The organism is Planktotalea sp., from assembly GCF_965659345.1.
In the GTDB taxonomy this organism is placed as follows: domain Bacteria; phylum Pseudomonadota; class Alphaproteobacteria; order Rhodobacterales; family Rhodobacteraceae; genus Planktotalea.
The window spans coordinates 41,494-61,178 of the sequence record NZ_CBFHVK010000008.1 but is presented as its reverse complement, the minus strand read 5'-3'; the positions used below and the strand labels follow the sequence as shown (position 1 = coordinate 61,178).

Annotated in this window: 18 protein-coding genes; 11 read left to right on the top strand and 7 right to left on the bottom strand. The window is 53.4% G+C overall.

The window, feature by feature from the left end; genetic code table 11:
- Window positions 1–19 precede the first annotated feature (19 nt).
- From ACTG3Z_RS08035 to ACTG3Z_RS08025, 3 genes are all read left to right on the top strand, one after another.
- Window positions 20–796 (top strand): segregation and condensation protein A, encoded by a 777-nt coding sequence (locus tag ACTG3Z_RS08035; RefSeq protein WP_439142575.1) that lies wholly within the window; start codon window positions 20–22, stop codon window positions 794–796.
- The gene (scpB, locus tag ACTG3Z_RS08030) at window positions 789–1,457 is read left to right on the top strand and encodes an SMC-Scp complex subunit ScpB (RefSeq protein ID WP_439142428.1); all 669 of its coding nucleotides are present in this window, start codon (window positions 789–791) and stop codon (window positions 1,455–1,457) included. The genes ACTG3Z_RS08035 and scpB overlap by 8 nt, the downstream gene beginning before the upstream one ends.
- 73 nt (window positions 1,458–1,530) lie before the next feature.
- On the top strand, window positions 1,531–1,734 hold the full coding sequence (locus ACTG3Z_RS08025) for a hypothetical protein (protein WP_439142427.1): 204 nt from the start codon (window positions 1,531–1,533) through the stop codon (window positions 1,732–1,734).
- Here ACTG3Z_RS08025 and ACTG3Z_RS08020 read toward each other — a convergent pair.
- Genes ACTG3Z_RS08020 through ccmI form a run of 3 tightly spaced genes read right to left on the bottom strand, consistent with a single transcriptional unit; the run spans window position 1,731 to window position 3,669 of the window.
- On the bottom strand, window positions 1,731–1,961 hold the full coding sequence (locus ACTG3Z_RS08020) for a DUF1289 domain-containing protein (RefSeq protein ID WP_375266079.1): 231 nt from the start codon (window positions 1,959–1,961) through the stop codon (window positions 1,731–1,733). The genes ACTG3Z_RS08025 and ACTG3Z_RS08020 overlap by 4 nt on opposite strands.
- Window positions 1,958–2,440: a Holliday junction resolvase RuvX gene (gene ruvX, locus ACTG3Z_RS08015; protein WP_439142425.1), complete on the bottom strand. Its 483-nt coding sequence runs from the start codon at window positions 2,438–2,440 to the stop codon at window positions 1,958–1,960. Before ruvX ends, ACTG3Z_RS08020 begins: the two co-directional genes overlap by 4 nt.
- Window positions 2,437–3,669, bottom strand: a complete 1,233-nt coding sequence (gene ccmI / locus ACTG3Z_RS08010) for a c-type cytochrome biogenesis protein CcmI (RefSeq protein ID WP_439142424.1) — start codon at window positions 3,667–3,669, stop codon at window positions 2,437–2,439. The genes ruvX and ccmI overlap by 4 nt, the downstream gene beginning before the upstream one ends.
- A gap of 298 nt (window positions 3,670–3,967) precedes the next feature.
- Between ccmI and ACTG3Z_RS08005 the strand changes: the two genes are divergently transcribed.
- Entirely contained in the window at window positions 3,968–5,212 is a 1,245-nt protein-coding gene (locus ACTG3Z_RS08005; RefSeq protein ID WP_439142423.1) for a sarcosine oxidase subunit beta family protein, read from the top strand.
- Here the strand turns inward: ACTG3Z_RS08005 and ACTG3Z_RS08000 are convergent.
- Complete coding sequence (locus tag ACTG3Z_RS08000; protein WP_439142422.1) at window positions 5,209–5,406, bottom strand: hypothetical protein; 198 nt, start codon at window positions 5,404–5,406, stop codon at window positions 5,209–5,211. The genes ACTG3Z_RS08005 and ACTG3Z_RS08000 overlap by 4 nt on opposite strands.
- Window positions 5,407–5,456: 50 nt before the next feature.
- Between ACTG3Z_RS08000 and ACTG3Z_RS07995 the strand changes: the two genes are divergently transcribed.
- The 4 genes from ACTG3Z_RS07995 to ACTG3Z_RS07980 all read left to right on the top strand — a co-directional run bounded on the left by ACTG3Z_RS07995 (window position 5,457) and on the right by ACTG3Z_RS07980 (window position 10,089).
- Window positions 5,457–5,786 (top strand): sarcosine oxidase subunit delta, encoded by a 330-nt coding sequence (locus tag ACTG3Z_RS07995; protein WP_439142421.1) that lies wholly within the window; start codon window positions 5,457–5,459, stop codon window positions 5,784–5,786.
- The gene (locus tag ACTG3Z_RS07990) at window positions 5,783–8,800 is read left to right on the top strand and encodes a sarcosine oxidase subunit alpha family protein (RefSeq protein ID WP_439142420.1); all 3,018 of its coding nucleotides are present in this window, start codon (window positions 5,783–5,785) and stop codon (window positions 8,798–8,800) included. The genes ACTG3Z_RS07995 and ACTG3Z_RS07990 overlap by 4 nt, the downstream gene beginning before the upstream one ends.
- On the top strand, window positions 8,793–9,359 hold the full coding sequence (locus ACTG3Z_RS07985; RefSeq protein WP_439142419.1) for a sarcosine oxidase subunit gamma: 567 nt from the start codon (window positions 8,793–8,795) through the stop codon (window positions 9,357–9,359). The genes ACTG3Z_RS07990 and ACTG3Z_RS07985 overlap by 8 nt, the downstream gene beginning before the upstream one ends.
- A 130-nt stretch (window positions 9,360–9,489) precedes the next feature.
- The gene (locus ACTG3Z_RS07980) at window positions 9,490–10,089 is read left to right on the top strand and encodes a superoxide dismutase (RefSeq protein WP_439142418.1); all 600 of its coding nucleotides are present in this window, start codon (window positions 9,490–9,492) and stop codon (window positions 10,087–10,089) included.
- A 111-nt stretch (window positions 10,090–10,200) separates the two neighbouring features.
- Here the strand turns inward: ACTG3Z_RS07980 and ACTG3Z_RS07975 are convergent, their stop codons facing one another.
- A complete protein-coding gene (locus ACTG3Z_RS07975; protein WP_439142417.1) occupies window positions 10,201–10,740 on the bottom strand; it encodes a TIGR00730 family Rossman fold protein in 540 nt (179 codons plus the stop codon).
- A 99-nt stretch (window positions 10,741–10,839) separates the two neighbouring features.
- Here ACTG3Z_RS07975 and ACTG3Z_RS07970 point away from each other — a divergent pair, with 99 nt between their 5' ends.
- The 3 genes from ACTG3Z_RS07970 (at window position 10,840) to ACTG3Z_RS07960 (ending at window position 14,760) form a co-directional block, all read left to right on the top strand.
- A complete protein-coding gene (locus ACTG3Z_RS07970) occupies window positions 10,840–12,339 on the top strand; it encodes a LysM peptidoglycan-binding domain-containing protein (protein ID WP_439142416.1) in 1,500 nt (499 codons plus the stop codon).
- A gap of 73 nt (window positions 12,340–12,412) precedes the next feature.
- Window positions 12,413–14,218 (top strand): ABCB family ABC transporter ATP-binding protein/permease, encoded by a 1,806-nt coding sequence (locus ACTG3Z_RS07965; protein WP_439142573.1) that lies wholly within the window; start codon window positions 12,413–12,415, stop codon window positions 14,216–14,218.
- The gene (locus ACTG3Z_RS07960) at window positions 14,215–14,760 is read left to right on the top strand and encodes a methyltransferase family protein (protein ID WP_439142414.1); all 546 of its coding nucleotides are present in this window, start codon (window positions 14,215–14,217) and stop codon (window positions 14,758–14,760) included. Before ACTG3Z_RS07965 ends, ACTG3Z_RS07960 begins: the two co-directional genes overlap by 4 nt.
- A gap of 37 nt (window positions 14,761–14,797) precedes the next feature.
- Here the strand turns inward: ACTG3Z_RS07960 and ACTG3Z_RS07955 are convergent, their stop codons facing one another.
- Together ACTG3Z_RS07955 and ACTG3Z_RS07950 are read right to left on the bottom strand one after the other, a co-directional pair.
- A complete protein-coding gene (locus tag ACTG3Z_RS07955; protein WP_439142413.1) occupies window positions 14,798–18,397 on the bottom strand; it encodes an efflux RND transporter permease subunit in 3,600 nt (1,199 codons plus the stop codon).
- Window positions 18,394–19,626, bottom strand: coding sequence for an efflux RND transporter periplasmic adaptor subunit (locus ACTG3Z_RS07950; protein ID WP_439142571.1), 1,233 nt, complete (start codon window positions 19,624–19,626; stop codon window positions 18,394–18,396). The genes ACTG3Z_RS07955 and ACTG3Z_RS07950 overlap by 4 nt, the downstream gene beginning before the upstream one ends.
- Between the last annotated feature and the right edge of the window lie 59 nt (window positions 19,627–19,685).

Genomic DNA, 19,685 nt, shown 5'->3' with positions numbered 1-19,685 from the left:
GACGAATGCATTTGAGACAATGGGCGAGAGCAAATTGTCTGTTGAAGAACGCATGGCCGCAGAAGCGCTTATTGTCGACGTAGATGGATATGAGGGCCCGCTCGATATTCTTTTGTCCCTGTCGCGCACTCAAAAGGTGGATCTGCGCAAAATTTCGGTTCTGCAATTGGCTCAACAATATTTGCTATTCGTTGAACGTGCGAAAGAGCTGCGTTTGGAATTGGCTGCCGACTACCTTGTGATGGCGGCCTGGCTTGCGTTTTTGAAGTCGCGTTTGCTTTTGCCGCCTGATCCGAGCGAAGAGGGCCCAACTGGTGAAGAACTTGCGGCACACCTTGCGTTCCAGCTGGAACGTTTACAGGCGATGCGTGATGTGGCGGCACGGCTCATGGCGCGTGACCGACTTGGGCGCGATTTCTTTGCGCGTGGTATTCCCGAGGTTGTCGAGCGCGTGCGTAAAGTAACGTATTCCGCGACTTTGCTGGATCTGATGCAAGGTTATGCGCGAATAAGGACCAGAGATGAATTTCGCCCGTTTGTGATGGATCGCGATGCGGTCTACACAATGGAGGAAGCGCTTGGGCATATGCGTGGCTTGATCGGGTTCGCAGGAAAATGGACGGATATTTCATCATATTTGCCGGAAGGGTGGCAAAATGATCCCATAAAGCGCCGCTCTGCGACGGCAGCAACATTTGCGGCATCCTTGGAGCTTGTGAAAGAGGGCAAAGCAGAGATCCGCCAAAGCGCGATGTTTGAGCCCATAGAATTACGACGGAGAGAGCAGGGTGAGTGAGCCACACGCCGCGGATGAAGAGACATCCGAGATAGAGCAAAGCCTATTTGAAGCGCCGCCAATGGGCGAACAGGAGCGTATGGTCGAAGCTGTGCTTTTTGCAAGCGCGGAGCCTGTCACTGTCGCTGAGTTGAATGCGCGAATGCCCCATGGATGTGACGCTGCCGAGGCATTGGTACACGTCAGAAAACGTTATGAAGGTCGCGGTGTTACGTTGATGAAAACAGGCAACGCCTATGCCATGCGCACCGCAGGTGATTTAAGTTTTCTAATGCAAAAAGAAACGGTTGAGACGCGCAAGCTATCGCGCGCGGCGATCGAGACTTTAGCGATTATTGCCTATCATCAACCGGTGACCCGAGCTGAGATCGAAGAAATTCGCGGCGTGTCTGTGTCGCGCGGCACGGTGGATCAACTGCTCGAGATGGAATGGATCCGATTTGGACGTCGCAAGATGACACCGGGACGGCCAGTGACATTCGTCGTGACGCCTGATTTTCTGGATCAATTCGGCCTTGAGAGCGCGCGAGATTTGCCAGGGCTTAAAGAATTGCGCTCTGCGGGGCTGTTGGAAAACCGCCCACCGCCTGACCTCAGCGCAGCCCTTGATGGCGATGAAGAAGACAGTGACGAAAATCAGAGCGAGCTTTTTGAAGAGTAATTGGGTATAATGCCCTGAAATCTGCACAATCGAGCACTACATGCATCTTCGAGGCATAAACAGGAGCAATCCCATGAATATGAATACAATCATTAATATGGTAATCCGTCGTGTTATGAGCATTGCGATCAACAAAGGCATCAACGCAGGTGTCGATCAGATAGCGAAACGCAAAGGGCGAAATTCAGATGGCCCGCAGCAAAGCGCGGACATTCAACAAGATAAGCAACGTATGCGTCAAACGGCGCGTTTAGGTCGCCGTATCACAAAGCTTTAGCGCTTTAGACGGGCCGCACGGCCGCCGCGGCGCCCCTTTGGAACCGCTTGACGGCTTGGCAGTTCTGCCATGATGGACGCGCGGGTTGCGGGCGTCATCTTGGACCATTTCGTAATTTCATCGATTGATCGGTTGCACCCAGTGCAAAGTCGCGTTTCTGGATGGACCACGCAAATTTGCACGCACGGGCTGTCGATTTCATTTCGGGTCCAGACTGGAGCACTCATGCGGAAGCCGCTCGCTTGATGTGTGACAGGCGATCCAATGCACCCTGCAAGATGTAAGCTGCCGCGATATTATCAATCACTTCAGCGCGCCGTTTGCGCGACGCATCAGCTTCGAGCAAAGCGCGCTCCGCAGCAACGGTAGACAGGCGCTCATCCCAATAGGTGATCGGCAGGTCAGACTGACGGGCGAAATTGCGTGCGAAGGCGCGCGTAGATTGGCAACGCGGGCCTTCTGATCCATCCATATTGAAGGGGAGGCCAAGGACAATGCCAGCAATATCGCGTTTGGCAATTATCTCGCTCAAGCGCGCTGCATCGGCGGTGTATTTGCTACGCTTAATCGTTTCCAGAGGACTCGCCACCGATAAAAGCCCATCGCTCACGGCGACACCGATTGTCTTTGTACCAAGGTCCAAACCAATCAGCGCGCGCCCTGACTTTAGGCTTTGAGCGAAGTCTTCAACACTCTCTATAATCATTGGGTGACACCGAGATCACGCGCAGCGTTGCGCACGACCGCCAAGGCATCGGGTCGGTCGCTGAACACATCTTTAGCATTTTGCCAGATGAGCGCCGCTTGATCAGCTTCGCCTAAAACACCCAAAGCTGAAATCAGTCGCGCCCATTCCTCAGGGCTGCCACCTTCTGTCGCAAGACGATCAGAGAGTTGTGCAACCATGCCTCGGATCATGTCTGCGCGGTCTTCTTCACTTAGCTCTTGCGCGTTTTGGATATCTTCTGCGCTTGGTCCTGTCAGAGACGCATCGCGCAGGGGCGGAAGCTCGTACTCGACGCCAGCGCGAAATGCGAGCTCTTCGATCTGTTCGCGAATTGCGGGGACCCAACCTGCGTCATCCGGGCTTTCTTGTAATAGTCTTGCCCATGCACGAAATGCTATGTCGGGACGGCCCACTTGCAACATCATCAAGCCTGTATAATAGCGTGCTACGCCGTTCTTAGGGTCCTTTTGCAAGGTCAATGCCAATGCACGCTCTGCGAGGGGCGAGACATATCCACCAGCGGCGATCACGAGCATATCAGCATAAGTGGCATAGTCTTGCGCGGTTGCATCGCTGTCTTTGAGGCTTATCACAGTGGCTTGCGCCTGATGCGCAGCAACTGCGTTCCCCAGTCGCATTTCATGCATCGCAAGAAGTTTTGCACCTTCAATATCGTCAGGGCGCTTTTCGACCGCTTCGCGCAGCTTTTCAATCAAGTCGAGGTAGGATTGCGGTGCATTAGGATCGATCGTTGCAGCGGGCAGGGAGGCTTCTGCCGTTTCCTGGCTTGGTCGTTCTGCGCGCGCGACGGCGGCTGCTTCAATGCGGGTTGCCAATGCAAGGTCGCCATAACCCGGTGCACCAAGGTCGCGGTAAAAGTAGAATGCCCCCCCAACGAGGACCACACCAAGCGCTACTATCATGCCATACCGGAGGGCAATCGGGCTGTGCGCATCACTTTGCTCGTCTTGGAGCGCCTTGTCTGCTGCCAATATACGCCGTGAGATTTCGGTGCTCAAGCGTTCCGCATCATCACTGTCGATGACGCCGCGCGCATGATCGCGCTCTACCTCGGCGAGCTGATCGCGATACACGTTAAGGTCAAACTCCGCCGCGGGTCTCGCGCCTTCATGGCCGCGCCACAAGGCCAGTGCCAGCAACCCGCAGGCTCCAATCGCTAAAACAGATGTAATCAGCCAAAAGGTCATGTCGTCTCCTCATTCGCCACACATTTAGTCTGCAATCGCCGCAAAAAAAAGAGGCAGAGCGCACACGTGCGTGCGAAAGCGCGAGATTGCAGCTTATGTCGCAGGCGACGTTACTGAGCGGCTTTGCATTTGTGATTGCTTGGCTTAGATCAGGATTATCAGGCTTCGTCGCTTTCGCGTGTTTTTTTGTCGGTCGGAGTATCCTCTTTTCCGCCATCAAGCCCAAAACGAAAGGGTCGACGAATCCGTTTGCCAAAGTCGAACTTACTGCCGTGTTTCTAACCTGAGGGTGCCCATCATGAAGCGTTATTCAGCCTTTGCAGTCGCGCGTGAAGCTTTGCGGTATCACACAGGATGGGAGCGTGCATGGCGCTCACCGGAGCCAAAGTCGAAATACGATGTGATTATCGTTGGCGCGGGCGGTCATGGTCTGGCGACGGCCTATTATCTGGGCAAGAACTTCGGCATCACTAATGTTGCTATCATCGAAAAAGGCTGGCTTGGCGGCGGTAACACTGGGCGCAACACGACAATTATTCGCTCGAACTACCTGCAAGATCCGTCCGCGGCGATCTATGAGAAATCTCGCTCGCTCTATGAGACCTTGTCGCAGGACCTGAACTACAATGTGATGTTTAGCCCGCGCGGCGTTTTGATGTTGGCGCAAACCCAGCACGAAATTCGCGGCTACAAACGAACAGCCCATGCGAATGCGTTGCAAGGGGTTCCGACCGAATGGATCGGACCCGGCAAGGTGAAAGAAATTTGCCCGATTATCGAACTCAACGGCCCGCGCTATCCTGTGCTTGGCGGCTTGTGGCAAGCACGTGGTGGTACGGCACGTCACGATGCTGTTGCGTGGGGCTACGCGCGTGCCTGTTCCGATATGGGCATGGATATCATCCAGAAATGCGAAGTCACCAATGTGCGCACAGAGGGCGGCAAAGTTGTTGGGGTCGACACCACCAAAGGTGCGATTGATTGCGACAAACTTGGCGGTGTTGTTGCTGGGCATAGCTCTGTGCTCGCTGAAATGGCGGGCTTCCGTTTGCCGATGGAAAGCGTCGCGCTGCAAGCGCTGGTGTCAGAGCCGATCAAACCTGCGATGGATATCGTCGTGATGGCGAACACGGTGCATGGTTATTTGTCGCAATCAGACAAGGGCGAGATGGTCATTGGTGGTGGCACGGATGGCTATAACAACTACACGCAGCGCGGTTCGTTCCATCATATTGAAGAAACAGTGCGTGCGTTGATCGAGACATTTCCGATGTTGTCGCGCCTGAAGATGCTGCGCCAATGGGGCGGTATCGTGGATGTGACGGGCGACCGCTCACCCATTCTGACGAAAACACCTGTCGAGGGCATGTTCATGAACTGCGGTTGGGGCACAGGGGGCTTCAAGGCCATTCCGGGGTCCGGCTGGGCTATGGCGGAGCTGATGGCGAAGGGGGAGTCGCCGTTGACCGATGAATTCTCCATGTGGCGCTTTAAAGAGGGCAAGTTCATCGATGAGAGCGTTGCTGCGGGGGTGGCGCACTAATGTTTGAGATGCGTAAAAACCGTTCTGGCAGCCATTTCATCTTTGACACGTGTCGCGGTGCGATCCGTTTCGGTTTCGGCGCCAAGTTGGTTGAAGTCATGTGCGAGCAGCAGCTTTTTCTTGCGTCGCTCATAGAGTGCGATGCCAAGACCAAGCGCGAAAACGCCGCCAAGAACCCAAAAAATTCCATTCATGCGAAGATACTATGCGTGAAGGAGCAATTTTTCAAGTTGGAGGCAGTGCCATGCTAATCCTTGATTGTCCTTGCTGTGGCGTAAGCGGCGAAGAAACGGAATTCCACGCAGGGGGTGAGGCGCATTTGAAACGCCACTCCGTCGGCTCTACTGATGATCAATTCGAAGAATACCTGTTCATGCGGGAAAATCCGCGGGGGGTGCATTTTGAGCGTTGGCGTCACAACAATGGCTGTGGCAAGTGGTTTCATGCGGCGCGCTGCACACAGACGCTTGAGGTCTTCGGCACGTATCCTGCCCAGACCTTTGAACCACCCCAAGAGATCAAAGATGCAATTAGCGCCAAACGCCCCGGTTGGACGTGGAGGAATTTCTCATGAGCACTCGTCTTAAACAGGGCGGTCGTTTCACAGACGGCGGCGCGCAGCTTTCTTTTGATTTCAACGGTAAGAAACTGAAGGGCGTTGAGGGCGACACGCTTGCCTCTGCCTTGCTTGCCAACGATCAGATGATGGTCGCCCGCTCGTTCAAATATCACCGTCCTCGCGGTATTGTCGCCAGCGGTGGGGAAGAGCCGAACGCGCTGTTCAATATGGGCGGCACGGATGATTTCGAGCCGAACCAACGTGCGACGGTGACCGAATTATTTGATGGTCTAAAGATTGCCAGCCAAAATCATTGGCCGAGCCTCGAGTTCGATATTGGTGCAATCAACAAGCACTTGAGCCGCTTTTTGCCAGCGGGTTTCTATTACAAAATGTTCATCCATCCGCGTCCTTTGTGGAAGCATGTGTACGAGCCGTTCATCCGTCAGTCTGCGGGTCTTGGCAAAGCGCCGCGTGCCGAGGATCGTGATCCTGACACCTATGAGCATTTCTATCACTTTACAGACGTGATGGTGATCGGTGGCGGTGTCGCGGGTTTGCAAGCTGCGAAAGCAGCAGCGTTGACGGGTGTGAAGGTACTTTTGGTAGAGCAGACTGCCCATTGGGGCGGACGCGCACCAGTTGATGGCGGTGAAGTCGATGGCCTACCTGTGGAAAACTATGTGGATAACTTAGTTGCGGAGCTTTCCGCAATGGACAACGTCACCATGCGCAACAGAATGATGGGCGCGGGTGTTTATGATCATGGTTATGTGCTCGGTTACGAACGTTTGCGCGATCATAAGCCTGCTGATGTTGGCCCACGCCATCGACTTTGGCGCATTCGCGCGACGCAAATTGTAACAGCTACAGGCGCAATCGAGCGTCCGCTCAGTTTTGCTGGCAATGACATTCCGGGTGTGATGCTGGCGGGTGCTGTGCGCGATTATGCAGTGAATTACGGTGTTTCCGTCGGAGACCGCACAGTTGTTGTGACGAACAATGATGACGCATATCGCACGGCGCTTACATTGAAAGGGCTTGGCCTTGAAGTGCCCTGTATCATTGATGCGCGCGCAAACGGCGGCGGTGCTTTGGCCGAAGAGGCAAAAGCGCTAGGGATCCGCGTTGAAAATGGCAAAGCCATCGCAAAGGTCAAAGGCAGCAAACGTGTGATCGGAGTGTCGCTTTGCGCGCAGGCTGGTGAAGGTGCGGAACTGGAAGAGATTGCTTGTGACGCGGTCGCAATGTCAGGCGGTTGGTCACCTGTTGTGCACCTGTGGTCACATTGCGGGGGCAAGCTGACTTGGGATGAACAGCAATCGCATTTCCGTCCCGATGCAGAGCGTCCACCGCTTGGCGCGAAAGGCGAGGGCTTTGTGTCTGTCGCAGGCTCTGCGAACGGTCATATGCAGCTGGCAGAACTGATTGGTGACGCCCATGGCGCGGGTCTTGCCGCGGGCAAAGCTGCCGGTGGCAGCAGCGCCAAAGCTGTCATTCCTGAAGGGGTGCCGACGTCTGAAAACCCTGTTGAGCCTGTTTGGCTTATGCCGCAGGGCGCGGGGATCAAATTGCGCTCCAAAACGTGGTTGGACTATCAAAATGATGTTAAAGTGTCTGACGTACAACTAGCCGCGCAAGAAGGCTTTGAAAGTGTTGAACACGCTAAGCGTTACACCACTTTGGGCATGGCGACAGATCAAGGTAAATTAAGTAATATCAATGGATTGGCGATCCTTTCTGATGCATTGGGTCAACCTATTCCACAGACAGGGACGACAACGTTCCGTCCGCCTTACACGCCTATTTCGATGGGCGCGATTGGTGGTGAAGCGCGAGGCAAAGTGTTCCAGCCTTTGCGTAAAACGCCGCTCTATGAATGGAGCGATGCGCATGGGGCCGACTGGGAGCCAGTGGGCGCGTGGCGTCGTCCTTTTGCATATCTACAGCCCGGTGAAAGCGTGCATGACGCGGTCAATCGTGAAGTGAAAAATACGCGTGAAAATCTGGGGCTGCTGGATGCCTCGACGCTTGGCAAACTCATCGTTAAAGGGCCGGACGCGGGCAAGTTTCTCGATATGCTCTACACCAATATGATGAGCACTTTGAAGGTCGGCAAATGTCGCTATGGTTTGATGTGTTCAGAAAATGGTTTTTTGATTGATGACGGCGTTGTCGCGCGGCTCGATGAAGACACGTTCTTGTGCCACACGACGACAGGGGGCGCGGACACGATCCACGGTCATATGGAAGAATGGCTGCAAACCGAGTGGTGGGATTGGAATGTGTACGTTGCCAATGTGACGGAGCAATTTGCGCAGATCGCGGTGGTTGGTCCAAATGCGCGCAAAGTCCTCGAGAAGCTCGGTGGTATGGATGTTTCGAAAGACGCATTGGGCTTCATGGAGTGGGCCGATGGTACGATCGGCGGGTTTGACGCACGGGTCTTTCGGATCTCTTTTTCGGGCGAGTTAAGCTATGAGGTCGCTGTTCCTGCGTCCCAAGGGTTGGCATTCTGGGAAGCGTTGAACGCTGCTGGTGAAGAGTTCGGCGCGATGCCATATGGCACAGAAACGCTACATATTTTGCGCGCTGAAAAAGGCTTCATCATGATCGGCGACGAGACCGATGGAACAGTGATCCCGCAGGATCTCAACTTGCAATGGGCGTTGAGCAAGAAGAAAGATGACTACCTTGGCAAGCGTGCGCACCAGCGATCTCATATGGTAGATCCAGAGCGATGGAAGTTGGTCGGCTTGGAAACTGTGGATAAGTCGGTGCTGCCTGATGGTGCATATGCAGTCGAAGAGGGCGTAAACGCCAACGGACAACGCAATATGTTCGGGCGTGTGACGTCGACGTATTACTCAGCGAACTTGGAGCGCGGTATCGCGATGGGACTTGTAAAGAACGGGCCGGATCGTATGGGCGACGTTATTGATTTTCCAAAGACCGATGGCACAGTTGTGAAAGCAAAGATTGTTGATCCAGTGATCTATGACCCAGAGGGGACGAAGCAAAATGTCTAATGTTATGAGTGCTTTGCAAAATGCCTCCTTTGTGGATGGGATTGCGGATGTGCGTGAAATGGGCTTGCGCGGAATGATCACTTTGCGTGGTGATTTGAGCGACAAGAAACTGATCAAGGCGGTGAAAGCGATTGCTGGCGCGATGCCTGAACAACGCATGATTGCTGTAAAGGGCGAGGCTGGAGCCGCTTGGATGAGCCCAGATGAGTTGCTTTTGATGGTGCCGCATGGCGACGCGCTGAGCACTGCTGAAACTTTGAACGCCTCATTGAAGGGAACGCATTTTCTTGCGGCCAACGTTTCTGACGCGCGTGCGGTGTTTGAAGTATCGGGTCCGTGTGCACGCGAAGTTATGGCAAAACTTGCCCCGGTTGATTTTGCGCCTGTCGCGTTTGAAATGGGTATGTTTCGCCGCACACGCATGGCGCAGGTGCCTGCTGCGTTTTGGATGAATGGTGAAAATTCATTTACGATCGTGTGTTTTCGATCGGTTGGCGAGTACATGTTTGATTTATTGAGCGTTGCGGCGCAAAACGGGTCAGAGGTAAACGCGCTATAAAACGCGTTTAGGCGCTTTGATCAGAGGTGTTGTGCAATTTTTCTAGAAAAATCAGGGGTTGCGGCCCTTGACGGCAGCTGCTTGTCGCTCTCTATCTGATGTAGGAAATACCAACTGAGGGGTCCATATAATGGCATTCGAACTTCCAAATCTACCTTACGCGCACGACGCATTGGCCGACCACGGCATGTCCAAAGAGACGTTGGAGTATCACCACGACTTGCACCACAAGGCTTATGTGGACAATGGCAACAAGTTGATCGCGGGTACCGAGTGGGAAGGCAAATCCCTCGAAGAGATCATCACAGGGACGTATGATGCGTCTTCCGTGGCACAAAACGGCATTTTTAATAACATCAGCCAGCTTTGGAACCACAACCAGTTCTGGGAGATGATGGGTCCAGGCAAATCTGCGATGCCTTCCGAGCTGGAAGCAGCGTTGAAAGAGAGCTTTGGGTCTGTTGACGCGTTCAAAGAGCAGTTCGCGGCTGCGGGCGCGGGTCAGTTTGGCTCTGGTTGGGCTTGGCTGGTCAAAAATGCAGACGGTAGCTTGGCAGTGACGAAGACGGAAAACGGTGTGAACCCGTTGTGCTTTGGCCAAACAGCTTTGCTTGGCTGTGATGTTTGGGAGCATTCCTATTACATCGATTTCCGCAACAAACGTCCTGCTTATTTGTCCAACTTCATGGACAACTTGGTCAACTGGGAGAATGTTGCCTCACGTATGTGAGACAGGCTTTCTTAAGAGATTTCAAACGCGCCGCCAGAAAGCATCTGGCGGCGTTTTTTGTTGCTGTAGGACGCTCCGCGGGGAGTTTATTTGGAAAAATGAAGCGCTGGTTTAGCGTAGAAGCTCAATCGCCTCTGTCGGGGTGGTGGCTATTTTGAAGAAGTCTTTTACAGAAGCTTGGGCGAAGCCTTGAGTGATTATATGATCAAGAAGAGCGAGCAAGGGATCCCAGTAGTTCTTTACATTGATCAACACGATGGGTTTTTGGTGTAATTCGAGCTGTGCCCAAGTGAGCACCTCGAAGAATTCATCGAGCGAGCCTGCGCCGCCAGGAAGCAGCGTGATTGCGTCTGAATTCATGAACATTACTTTCTTACGCTCATGCATGTTTTCGGTCACCACGTAAGAGGTCAGATCAGTTTTGCCGACTTCCCAATTTACCAAGTGCTGAGGGATCACACCGAAGGTGGTCGCCTGATTTGCTTGAGCTGCACGGGCAACGCGCCCCATGAGCCCCACATCGCCTGCGCCGTAGACCAAGCGCATTTTGTGATCAGCTATAAGCGCGCCAAGCTGTTCGGCTGCCGCACCATAGGCCGGATCTACCCCATCAGATGCGCCACAAAAGACACAAATTGAACGTTGTTGCATCACGTGATCCCTATTTTCAGTGTTTTGACCGCGTGGGTCATGTTTGTTATAGACGCGCAACGTCGGCGCAAGTCGTTGGCATATCGGAGATAGAGTGCAATGAGCAAGCTTGCTTTTTTGACATCAGGAACGGGCATTACTGTTGGTGCCGGGACTGTTTTGGTCGGCGCGTTAGCGGTTGCAGGCTACATGAGTGGTGCGTTCACGTCAGAACAGTTTGTGACGGATGAAGCGACTGACGTTGCTGTTGGGCTTCCGGTCCCTTCAGAAGAGGCGGAGTTGCTTGCGCCGAAGGTTGCAAGTGTTGCAGCCGCGCCCAAGACGCCGACGTTCGATGTGGTGCGGGTTGAAACTGACGGTGCCGCAATGATTGCGGGCAGTGCCGAAGCGGGAAGCACAATTGCTATTCGTTTGGATGAGGATGTGGTCGCTGAGGTAAAGGCGGACGGGTCTGGTAAATTTGCGAGTTTCGTTTCATTGCCGCAAAGCGAAGATGCGCAAGTTTTAACGTTGGACAATGGGTCTGGCGATGCCCCCAATGAACAAGTTATTGTTGCTCCGATAGCGGCGGCACCGACATCTCAGAAGGTTGCCGAAGAAGCACCAGCGCCAAAGTCAGTTGTTGCATTAGCTGCGGATGCAGAGCCTAGGCCTCCAGTCGTAGCCGATGTTGAACTTTCCAATGAAGGACTTTCTGAAGCAGTCTCTGATGTTGCGCTCGAAGCAGTTCAAGAGGTCACCACTGTTGCTAAGACGGATGCGGTATCTGAACCGAAAATCGAAACGGCTACTAACCTTGTTGATAAAGGACTTTCTGGACCAGTTTCTGATGTTGGTGTCGAAGCGGTTCAAGAGGTCACCACTGGTGCTAAGACGGATGTGGTATCTAAACCAAAAATCGAAACGGCTATTAAGCTTGCTGATAAAGTACTTTCTGAACCAGGATCCGATGTTGGTGTCCAGGCAATCGAAGAGGGCAACACTGTTGCTAAGGCAGATGTCGTGGCTGAGCCTGAAATCGAAACGACGAACGCTGAACAATCTGAGCCCGAAGCAGCCCCAGAGCCACAACGGCCCGTCATACTTTTGGCCACGGACGAAGGTGTGCGGGTTTTGCAGGCACCAAATGCTCCAAAACCGGACGCTATGACGGCTTTGCTCGGCTCGATCTCATATGATGACGCAGGCGATGTTGCTTTGACAGGAACAGGCGCTGGGGAGTTTGTGCGTGTCTATTTGGACAATCGTCCGGTGGCCACGTCGCAGATCGCAGTAAGCGGAGATTGGCAAGCGGGTTTGCCGGCGGTGGACACTGGTATTTATACCCTTCGCGTGGATGAGTTGAACAAGGCGGGCGATGTGGTTGCACGGGTCGAGACGCCCTTTAAACGCGAGGAACCGGAGGTTTTGGCTGCTGCGACAGAACCAAAAAAGCTAATCCAAGCGGTGACTGTCCAACCGGGTGCGACGCTTTGGGCAATCGCGCAAGAGCGGTATGGCAGTGGCACGCTATATGCGCGGGTGGTCGAGGCAAATGCAGAGTCGATCAAAGATCCAGATTTGATCTATCCAGGGCAAGTTTTCACAGTTCCAGACTGACCTTCACTGGTCATTCCCAATTCGTATGCTTATTTGTGAAGTCCACGCTTGAGGACTCCGCGATATGAGAAGTATGATCCCTACAGACGCAGCTCTTTCTAAAGAGCAACGGGTTTCAGGCTGGCGTGTCATACGTCGTGTCGCGCCCTATCTTTGGCCCGAAGATAAGTTATGGGTCAAACAGCGCGTTGTAATCGCTTTGGCGATGCTCTTGATCGCTAAGATTGTTGCTGTTGGAACCCCGCTTTTATATGCGCGCGCGGTGGATGCGTTGTCTGATGCGGGCGCACCTGATTTGGCCGTGGGCGCGGTTGGTCTCACAATCGCCTACGGTTTGGCGCGCTTGATGTCCAACGGGTTTCAACAATTGCGCGATGCTGTTTTTGCAAAAGTTGCGCAGGGTGCGTTGCGCGCGCTTGCATTGCAAACCTTTGAACATATTCACAGATTATCGATGCGGTATCATATCGGGCGCAAAACAGGCGGTTTGAGCCGGATTATCGAACGTGGTGTCAAAGGCGTTGAATTCTTGTTGCGCTTTTTGCTGTTTTCGATCGGCCCGTTGATCCTTGAGCTGCTGATGATCGCTGGCGTTCTCTTCTTTTTGTTCGATGTTTGGTATCTGGCGGCTGTTTTTGTCACGATTGCATTTTATGTGTGGTTCACATTCGCGGTGACAGAGTGGCGCGTGAAGTTGCGCAAGCAGATGAATGACCAAGATACAGACGCGAACCAAAAGGCGATTGATAGTCTTTTGAACTTTGAAACTGTGAAGTATTTTGGTGCAGAGGCGCGCGAGGCACGGCGCTATGACAGCGCTATGGCACTGTATCAAGAAGCTGCCTTGAAGACCTCATACTCACTTGCGTTTTTGAACTTTGGCCAAGCTTTTCTAATCACAACGGGTTTGGTTGTGGTTATGGTGATGGCGGCCATGGGCGTTCAGAATGGCAACATGAGCGTAGGCGATTTTGTGATGGTGAATGCCTACATGATCCAAATCACGATGCCGTTGAACTTTCTGGGCACGGTTTACCGTGAAATTCGCCAAGCCTTGGTCGATATGGGCGAAATGTTTGATTTGCTTGAGCAACCGCCAGAAGTTGCGAATAAAAACGGTGCCAAGGATCTGAACATTGCGGGTGGGCATGTGACCTTGAATGATGTTCACTTTGGCTATGATGAGGCGCGCCCGATCTTGAAAGGCGTAGATCTTGATGTACCTGCGGGTCAGAACATTGCGATCGTCGGGCCATCTGGATCTGGCAAGTCTACGATCGGGCGATTGCTGTTCCGCTTTTACGATGTGACAGGTGGCAGCTTGGAGATTGATGGGCAGGACGTGCGTGATGTGACGCAGACCAGTTTGCATGATGCCATTGGTGTCGTTCCGCAAGACACAGTGCTGTTCAACGACACCATTCGCTACAATATTGCCTATGGCAAAGACGGTGCGAGCCATAGCGAGATTGAAGAGGCCGCGCGCGCGGCCCAGATCCACGACTTCATTATGGCGCTGCCCGAAGGCTATGAGACGACTGTCGGTGAGCGAGGGTTGAAGCTCTCTGGTGGGGAAAAGCAACGTGTGGGCATCGCACGCACATTGCTCAAAAACCCGCCCATTTTGTTGCTTGATGAGGCGACATCAGCGCTGGACAGCGGGACCGAGCATGAAATTCAGGACGCTTTGGCAAAGGCAGCCGAAGGGCGCACCGTGATCACGATCGCGCACCGTTTGTCGACAATTGCGGATGCAGATCGGATTGTTGTTTTGGCGGATGGGCAGATTGCAGAGCAGGGCAGTCACGCGGAGCTTTTGGAGCTTTCTGGGCGTTATGCGGGCCTATGGCATCGTCAGCAATCCGAAGATGCAGCATGATATGGGGGCTTTCAGCGCTTTCGTGTTTGGGATTTTTGATCATTTTAGGGCTGTCTTTTGTCGGCCCATATGTGGGTTTGGGTCGGTATTGGCCGCCTGAAAAAACCGCAAGCTGGCAGCGTCAGAGCTTTCACGCCTTGTTCCGTCTTGGGCTTTATCCGTTGGTCGCAGCAAGTGCGATTTGGGCACGAGAGGTTGGTTTCGCTTGGCCGTGGATCGGCTTTGCACTCGTCATTTTAGGCCTTGGCTGTGCTTTGCTTTTCACTGGTAAGCTCGGCTGGAAACAAACGTTCGGGGCGGCTGAGGGATTGGTCAGCAGCGGTGTGTACGCGTATTCTCGCAACCCAGTTTATGTGGCAACGTTATTTGGCATGTTAGGTTGGGCGGTCTTGCTGCCTACTGTTGCGATCCTAGTGCCGTTGTTGTTGTGGGCTGTGCTGTATGTCCTTGCACCGTTCTTGGAAGAACCGTGGTTAGAAGCGCAATTTGGTGAAGAGTACATTGCTTACAAAGCAAAGACGCCGCGCTTTATTTGGAAATAGAGGTGGGTGCGTGAGATCACGCACCCTACGTTTGCCGTTACTCTGCAGCTTTGAGCGGTGAGACCATGATCATCGCTGGTTCTGCCTCTGGCGCGTAATCCTCGTCCGTCTCTTCGTCGTCTTCCCAAAGGATCATGGGCGCTTTTATGCGACGTGCTTCACGTTGCAGTGCCCAGTCTCTTGCAGCTGCGCTTGAACGCCCCATCGACAATTTGGCCAGCAGACGCGCGATCCATTGAATGTAGGTCGTTGCCCAGACGCGAAGAGCTAGCATTGACGGTGTAAACACAAGTGTCAGAACCGTCGCAATACCAAGTCCGAAGACCACCGCTGTTGCAAGTTGCTTCCACCAGAGAGCTGTCGGGCTATCGACTGTGAAACCACCTCCGATGAAGTCTAAGCTCAGACCGAACATCATTGGAGCCAGACCAGCCATCGTTGTAATCGTTGTCAGCAAAACTGGGCGAATACGATCTTCGGCAGTGCGCACGATTGCTTCAATCCTTGGCATGTAGCGACTGTATTCTTGGTAGGTATCGATCAGAACAATGTTGTTGTTCACCACGATTCCAGCAAGCGCAACAATACCTGTACCCGTCATAATGATGGAGAAGGCCTGATCCATCACAAGCATACCAATAAGCACACCTGTTGTAGACAAGATTACTGCAAGAAGGACCAAGACAGAGTTATAAAAGCTATTGAACTGCGCAAGCAAGATGATGAACATCAAGCCCAACGCACCAGCAAAAGCTGTCGAGAGGAAGCGCTGGCTTTCGGCCTCGTCCTCTTGATCGCCAGTCCATTCCCAGTCCACGCCAGCAGGAAACGGCTCTGCTTCCAACCATTCGGTAAGCGCAGTAATGCGTTCATTCGGGGTGATGGGCACGTCTTTTGCCTCGCCATCCTCGCCAACAACTGACTTTGTAAGATCGCTTTCAACAGCTGCTTTTACATCAAAATAGCGCTTCTGATCGATCCTATTGATCTCGGCCAGTTTCTGGACAGGTTTGCGAGTGGTGAAATTGCTCAGTGGGATTAGGCCATCACGTGTGCGCACCTTGAGCGTGTCTAGTGTGCTGAGAACGCGATCTTCTTCGGGCAAACGTACTCGAATTTCGATCTCTTCATCCGAGCTGTCAACGCGCATCGTGTCCAACAGCAAGCCACGGGTCACAAGCTGAACCATGCCGCCAACCGTTGCCACGTCCGCGCCGTAGCGACCTGCTTTTTGCACGTTAACGTCAATTTGCCAGTCAATACCCGGCAAAGGACGGGTGTCTTCAATCAGTTTCAAACCTTCGGTGGTTTCAAACTGTGCGCGTGCGATTGCAGTTGCGTCTAACAGGTCATCCCAATCATCCGCTTTCAAGCGAAGTTGAACTGGCTTGCCAGAGGCAGGACCACGCGCTTGGGCGAGGATCTCGATCTCAATACCCGGGATCTTTTGCAGCTCTCGCGTGAGCTCTGCAATCACGGTATCACCGTCAAGTTCGGGGCGGTCTACGCGATCTTCCCAAGGAATTGTTTCAAGCTGGATTTGACCAATTGTCTCTTTTGGCGTCGATGCACCTGAGGCGTCTGTATTCAAGCCGCCTTCGCCAGCGAACGCAAATGCGCTTTGCACGCCGGGGTGCTTAAGGACGACGTCTTCGGCTTTGGCGACCAGACGGTCTTTTTCAGACAGGGACAAGTTTCCGCGTGCGAGCACATAAACGATGGCCTGTTCTGGTTCACTCTCGACAAAGAATTCAACGCCATTGTTGTTCTCGCCAAAGTAGCTGAACGTGCTCATGACAAAGAAACCAACCGCTGCAATGGAGACCAATGGCATGATCGGATTGCCAGTGATACCTTTGATCAAAACACCAAAGAGCGTGCGACGATGACCAGCTTTGATCTTGGTGCGCTTGCGCTCGAATTTGGCAGCACCCAGCGTGACAGAAGCCGCGAATGCGCCAAACAGGAAGAGGGCGATACCTGGCAGTGCGCCAACGAAGCCATCAGCAATTGGAGTTCCGCCGAAAAGATAACCTGGGTTGAGAACCTGCATGGCCCCCAAAAAGACAGTGTAAAGCGCTGGCGGCACCAAAATGGCGCGTACGATCCATGGAAATTTGGCGCGCAATGCATCGGACGTGTTGCCAAATGCGCGGCTCAAGCGACCTGTTACGCCGCCCATAACTGGCAGATAAACAAGCGCGACGACCAAGGACGCAGACAAAACGAAGATGAGCGTGACCGGCAGCATGCCCATGAATTGACCGGGGACACCAGGCCAGAACAGCATCGGCAAAAACGCACAAAGCGTTGTTGCTGTGGACGAAACGATGGGCCAGAACATGCGCTTTGCGGCTTCAACATAGGCGTCCATTGGGCCAGAGCCATCAGCGATGCGTTTGTCTGCATATTCGACCACAACGATGGCGCCATCGACCAACATCCCAACTGCAAGGATCAGACCGAACATCACAATGTTTGAAATGGTCACTTCCATTACGGCAAGAAAGACAAAGCAAAGCAGGAACGACGTAGGGATCGCGAAGCCGACCAATAGGGCAGGGCGCGTGCCTAGGGCTGCAAGCACCACGATCATCACGAGGGCAATCGCAGTTAGAACAGAGCCCTCGAGCTGGCTCACCATAGAACCAACGGTGCGGGATTGATCATTAGAGGTACCCACGTCGATCGAGGCTTGTAGCGCTTCGGGCCACTCAGCGCGGGCTTCTTCAACAGTGGTTTTTACGAGCTCGGCTGTATCGATCAGGTTAAAGCCTTTGCGCTTTACCACCTGCAACGCGACGGATGTTTCACCATTAAAGCGTGCTGTGCCAACGCGGTCTTCAAAGGTCAAAGATATGTCTGCAAGATCACCAAGCGTCACGACACGGTCGCCATTTACCTTCACTGGAAGCTCATAGACATCCCTTTGATCGTTGAAGGAAGAAGGGATTTTTACAGCGAAAGAGCCTTGCTCTGACTCAATTTCGCCTGCCGCAATCAATTGGTTGTTATTTTGAACGACGGAAATCAACTCGCCTGCGGTGACGTTATACGCCTCTAGTCGCAAAGGATCGATGATCACCTCAAGCATCTCGTCACGGTTGCCAGCGATGCCCGCTTCTAGGACGGCGTCGAGTGCTTCGATGCGCTCCTGAAGGTCCTTGGCAGTTTTGGCCATGGTGCGCTCTGGCACGTTGCCTGTGAGGTTCACAATGATGATTGGAAACTCAGAAAAGTTGATTTCATTGATGGAATAAGTTTCTGCGCCAACAGGGAACTTGCCCTGAGCGGCATTCATAGCGTCGCGCACATCGGCCATGACTTTGGTTTTGTCCCAACCAAATTCGAACTCCATCGCGATGCCTGCATACCCCTCTGCGGCTGTTCCAGAGAGCGATTTTAGACCATCGAGATCCGCCAGTTCTGTTTCCATCGGTTTGACAAGTAAGGTTTCGCTGTCAGCAGCAGAAATGCCTGGGAAGGGAACGGAGACAAAGAGCGCGGGAATTTCAATATCCGGCTCGCCTTCTTTGGGAAGACCCCAGTAGGCAAAGCCCCCCGCAAGAAGCGTGAGGGCGATAAAGGCGATGACCATGCGGGCGCGTTCTGCGGCCCAATCAACGATACCTGTCATTGCTTTGTTTCCTCATAGGTTGGCAACACCGACACGCCATCGATGACGTATTCTTGCCCTACGGTTATAACGTTGGCAGTTTCGGGTAGGCCTGCGACCCAAACGCCTTCTGCGGTGTCTCGCAGCAGGGTCAGTTTTGCAAACTGCGCTTGATTGTTCGTATCGACGGTGCGCACGCCCAGATCGCCGTCATCATTCAATGTCAAAGCTGATTGCGGGAGCAAATGCGCGCTTGCGCCATCCGCGGCGACAATGATTTCAGCTGTTTGACCATCACGAATCTTCAGATCTGCGTTCGGCACCTGTATTTCGACGCGAAATGTCCGCGTGGTTTGATCAGCGGAGCGCGATAGAAACGTCACGCGACCTTGAACGTCTTGACCACCTGCAAGGCGCGCACCAGCCAATGCGCCGATTTCAACGCGGTCAACATCCGTTTCTGGCACAAACCCGACAAGCTTTATGGGATCAAGTTGTAGCACCGTTGCACAGAGAGCGCCGGGCTGCATGAGGCTACCGAGCTCCGCCGTGTCTGTTTCGAGCAGACCCTCGAAAGGGGCAGTGATTTGTAGGCGGTCGATATCTTTCTGGACACTGGCGATCGCAGCTTCTGCGCTTTGAATGCCAGCACCTGTGCTCTCCAGTCCGCTCTTGGCAGAGGCAACAGCCGCTTCAGCAGCACGTACGCTCGCCTGTGCAGATGCTACGCGCGTTTCGGAGGCAAAGCCACCTTGGCTTAGTTTTGATGCTGCATTGTCGTTAATTTTTGCTTCATCAAGGCGGGCCATGGCTTCATCCAAACGCGCTTGCGCTTCGGGAACACGGGCGCGCGCTTCTGCGAGGCGTGCATTTGCTTCGGCAAGCGACGCTTCACGGGTTCCGACGTCAATCTGGCACAACAACTGGTCCGCAGTCACATAATTGCCTTTGCGCAGTGGTTCTGAAGTCACTTGACCCGACGTTTGCGCGCGTACCTCTACAGAGCGTGCAGCTTCTGTTTGACCCCGTAAGATCACTGCGCTGTCAATCATACGTGCTTGCGACTTCACCGCGAAAACGCGGATCGCTGTTTCGTCTTGATCGCCATCTTGTGCAACGTCTGCATCACCGTCTTGTGCCGTATCAGAGGTTGTCGATTGCGCAAATGCCATGAGCTCTTCGCGCTCGAACACCAGAAAGTAGAGAAATCCTGTCACCAAAATGGCGGTGATCAATGGAATGAGTTTCATCTGCGGGCCATCCTCAATTCGGTCTTTGTACACAACGTCGGCGTCTTCGTCCGACATAG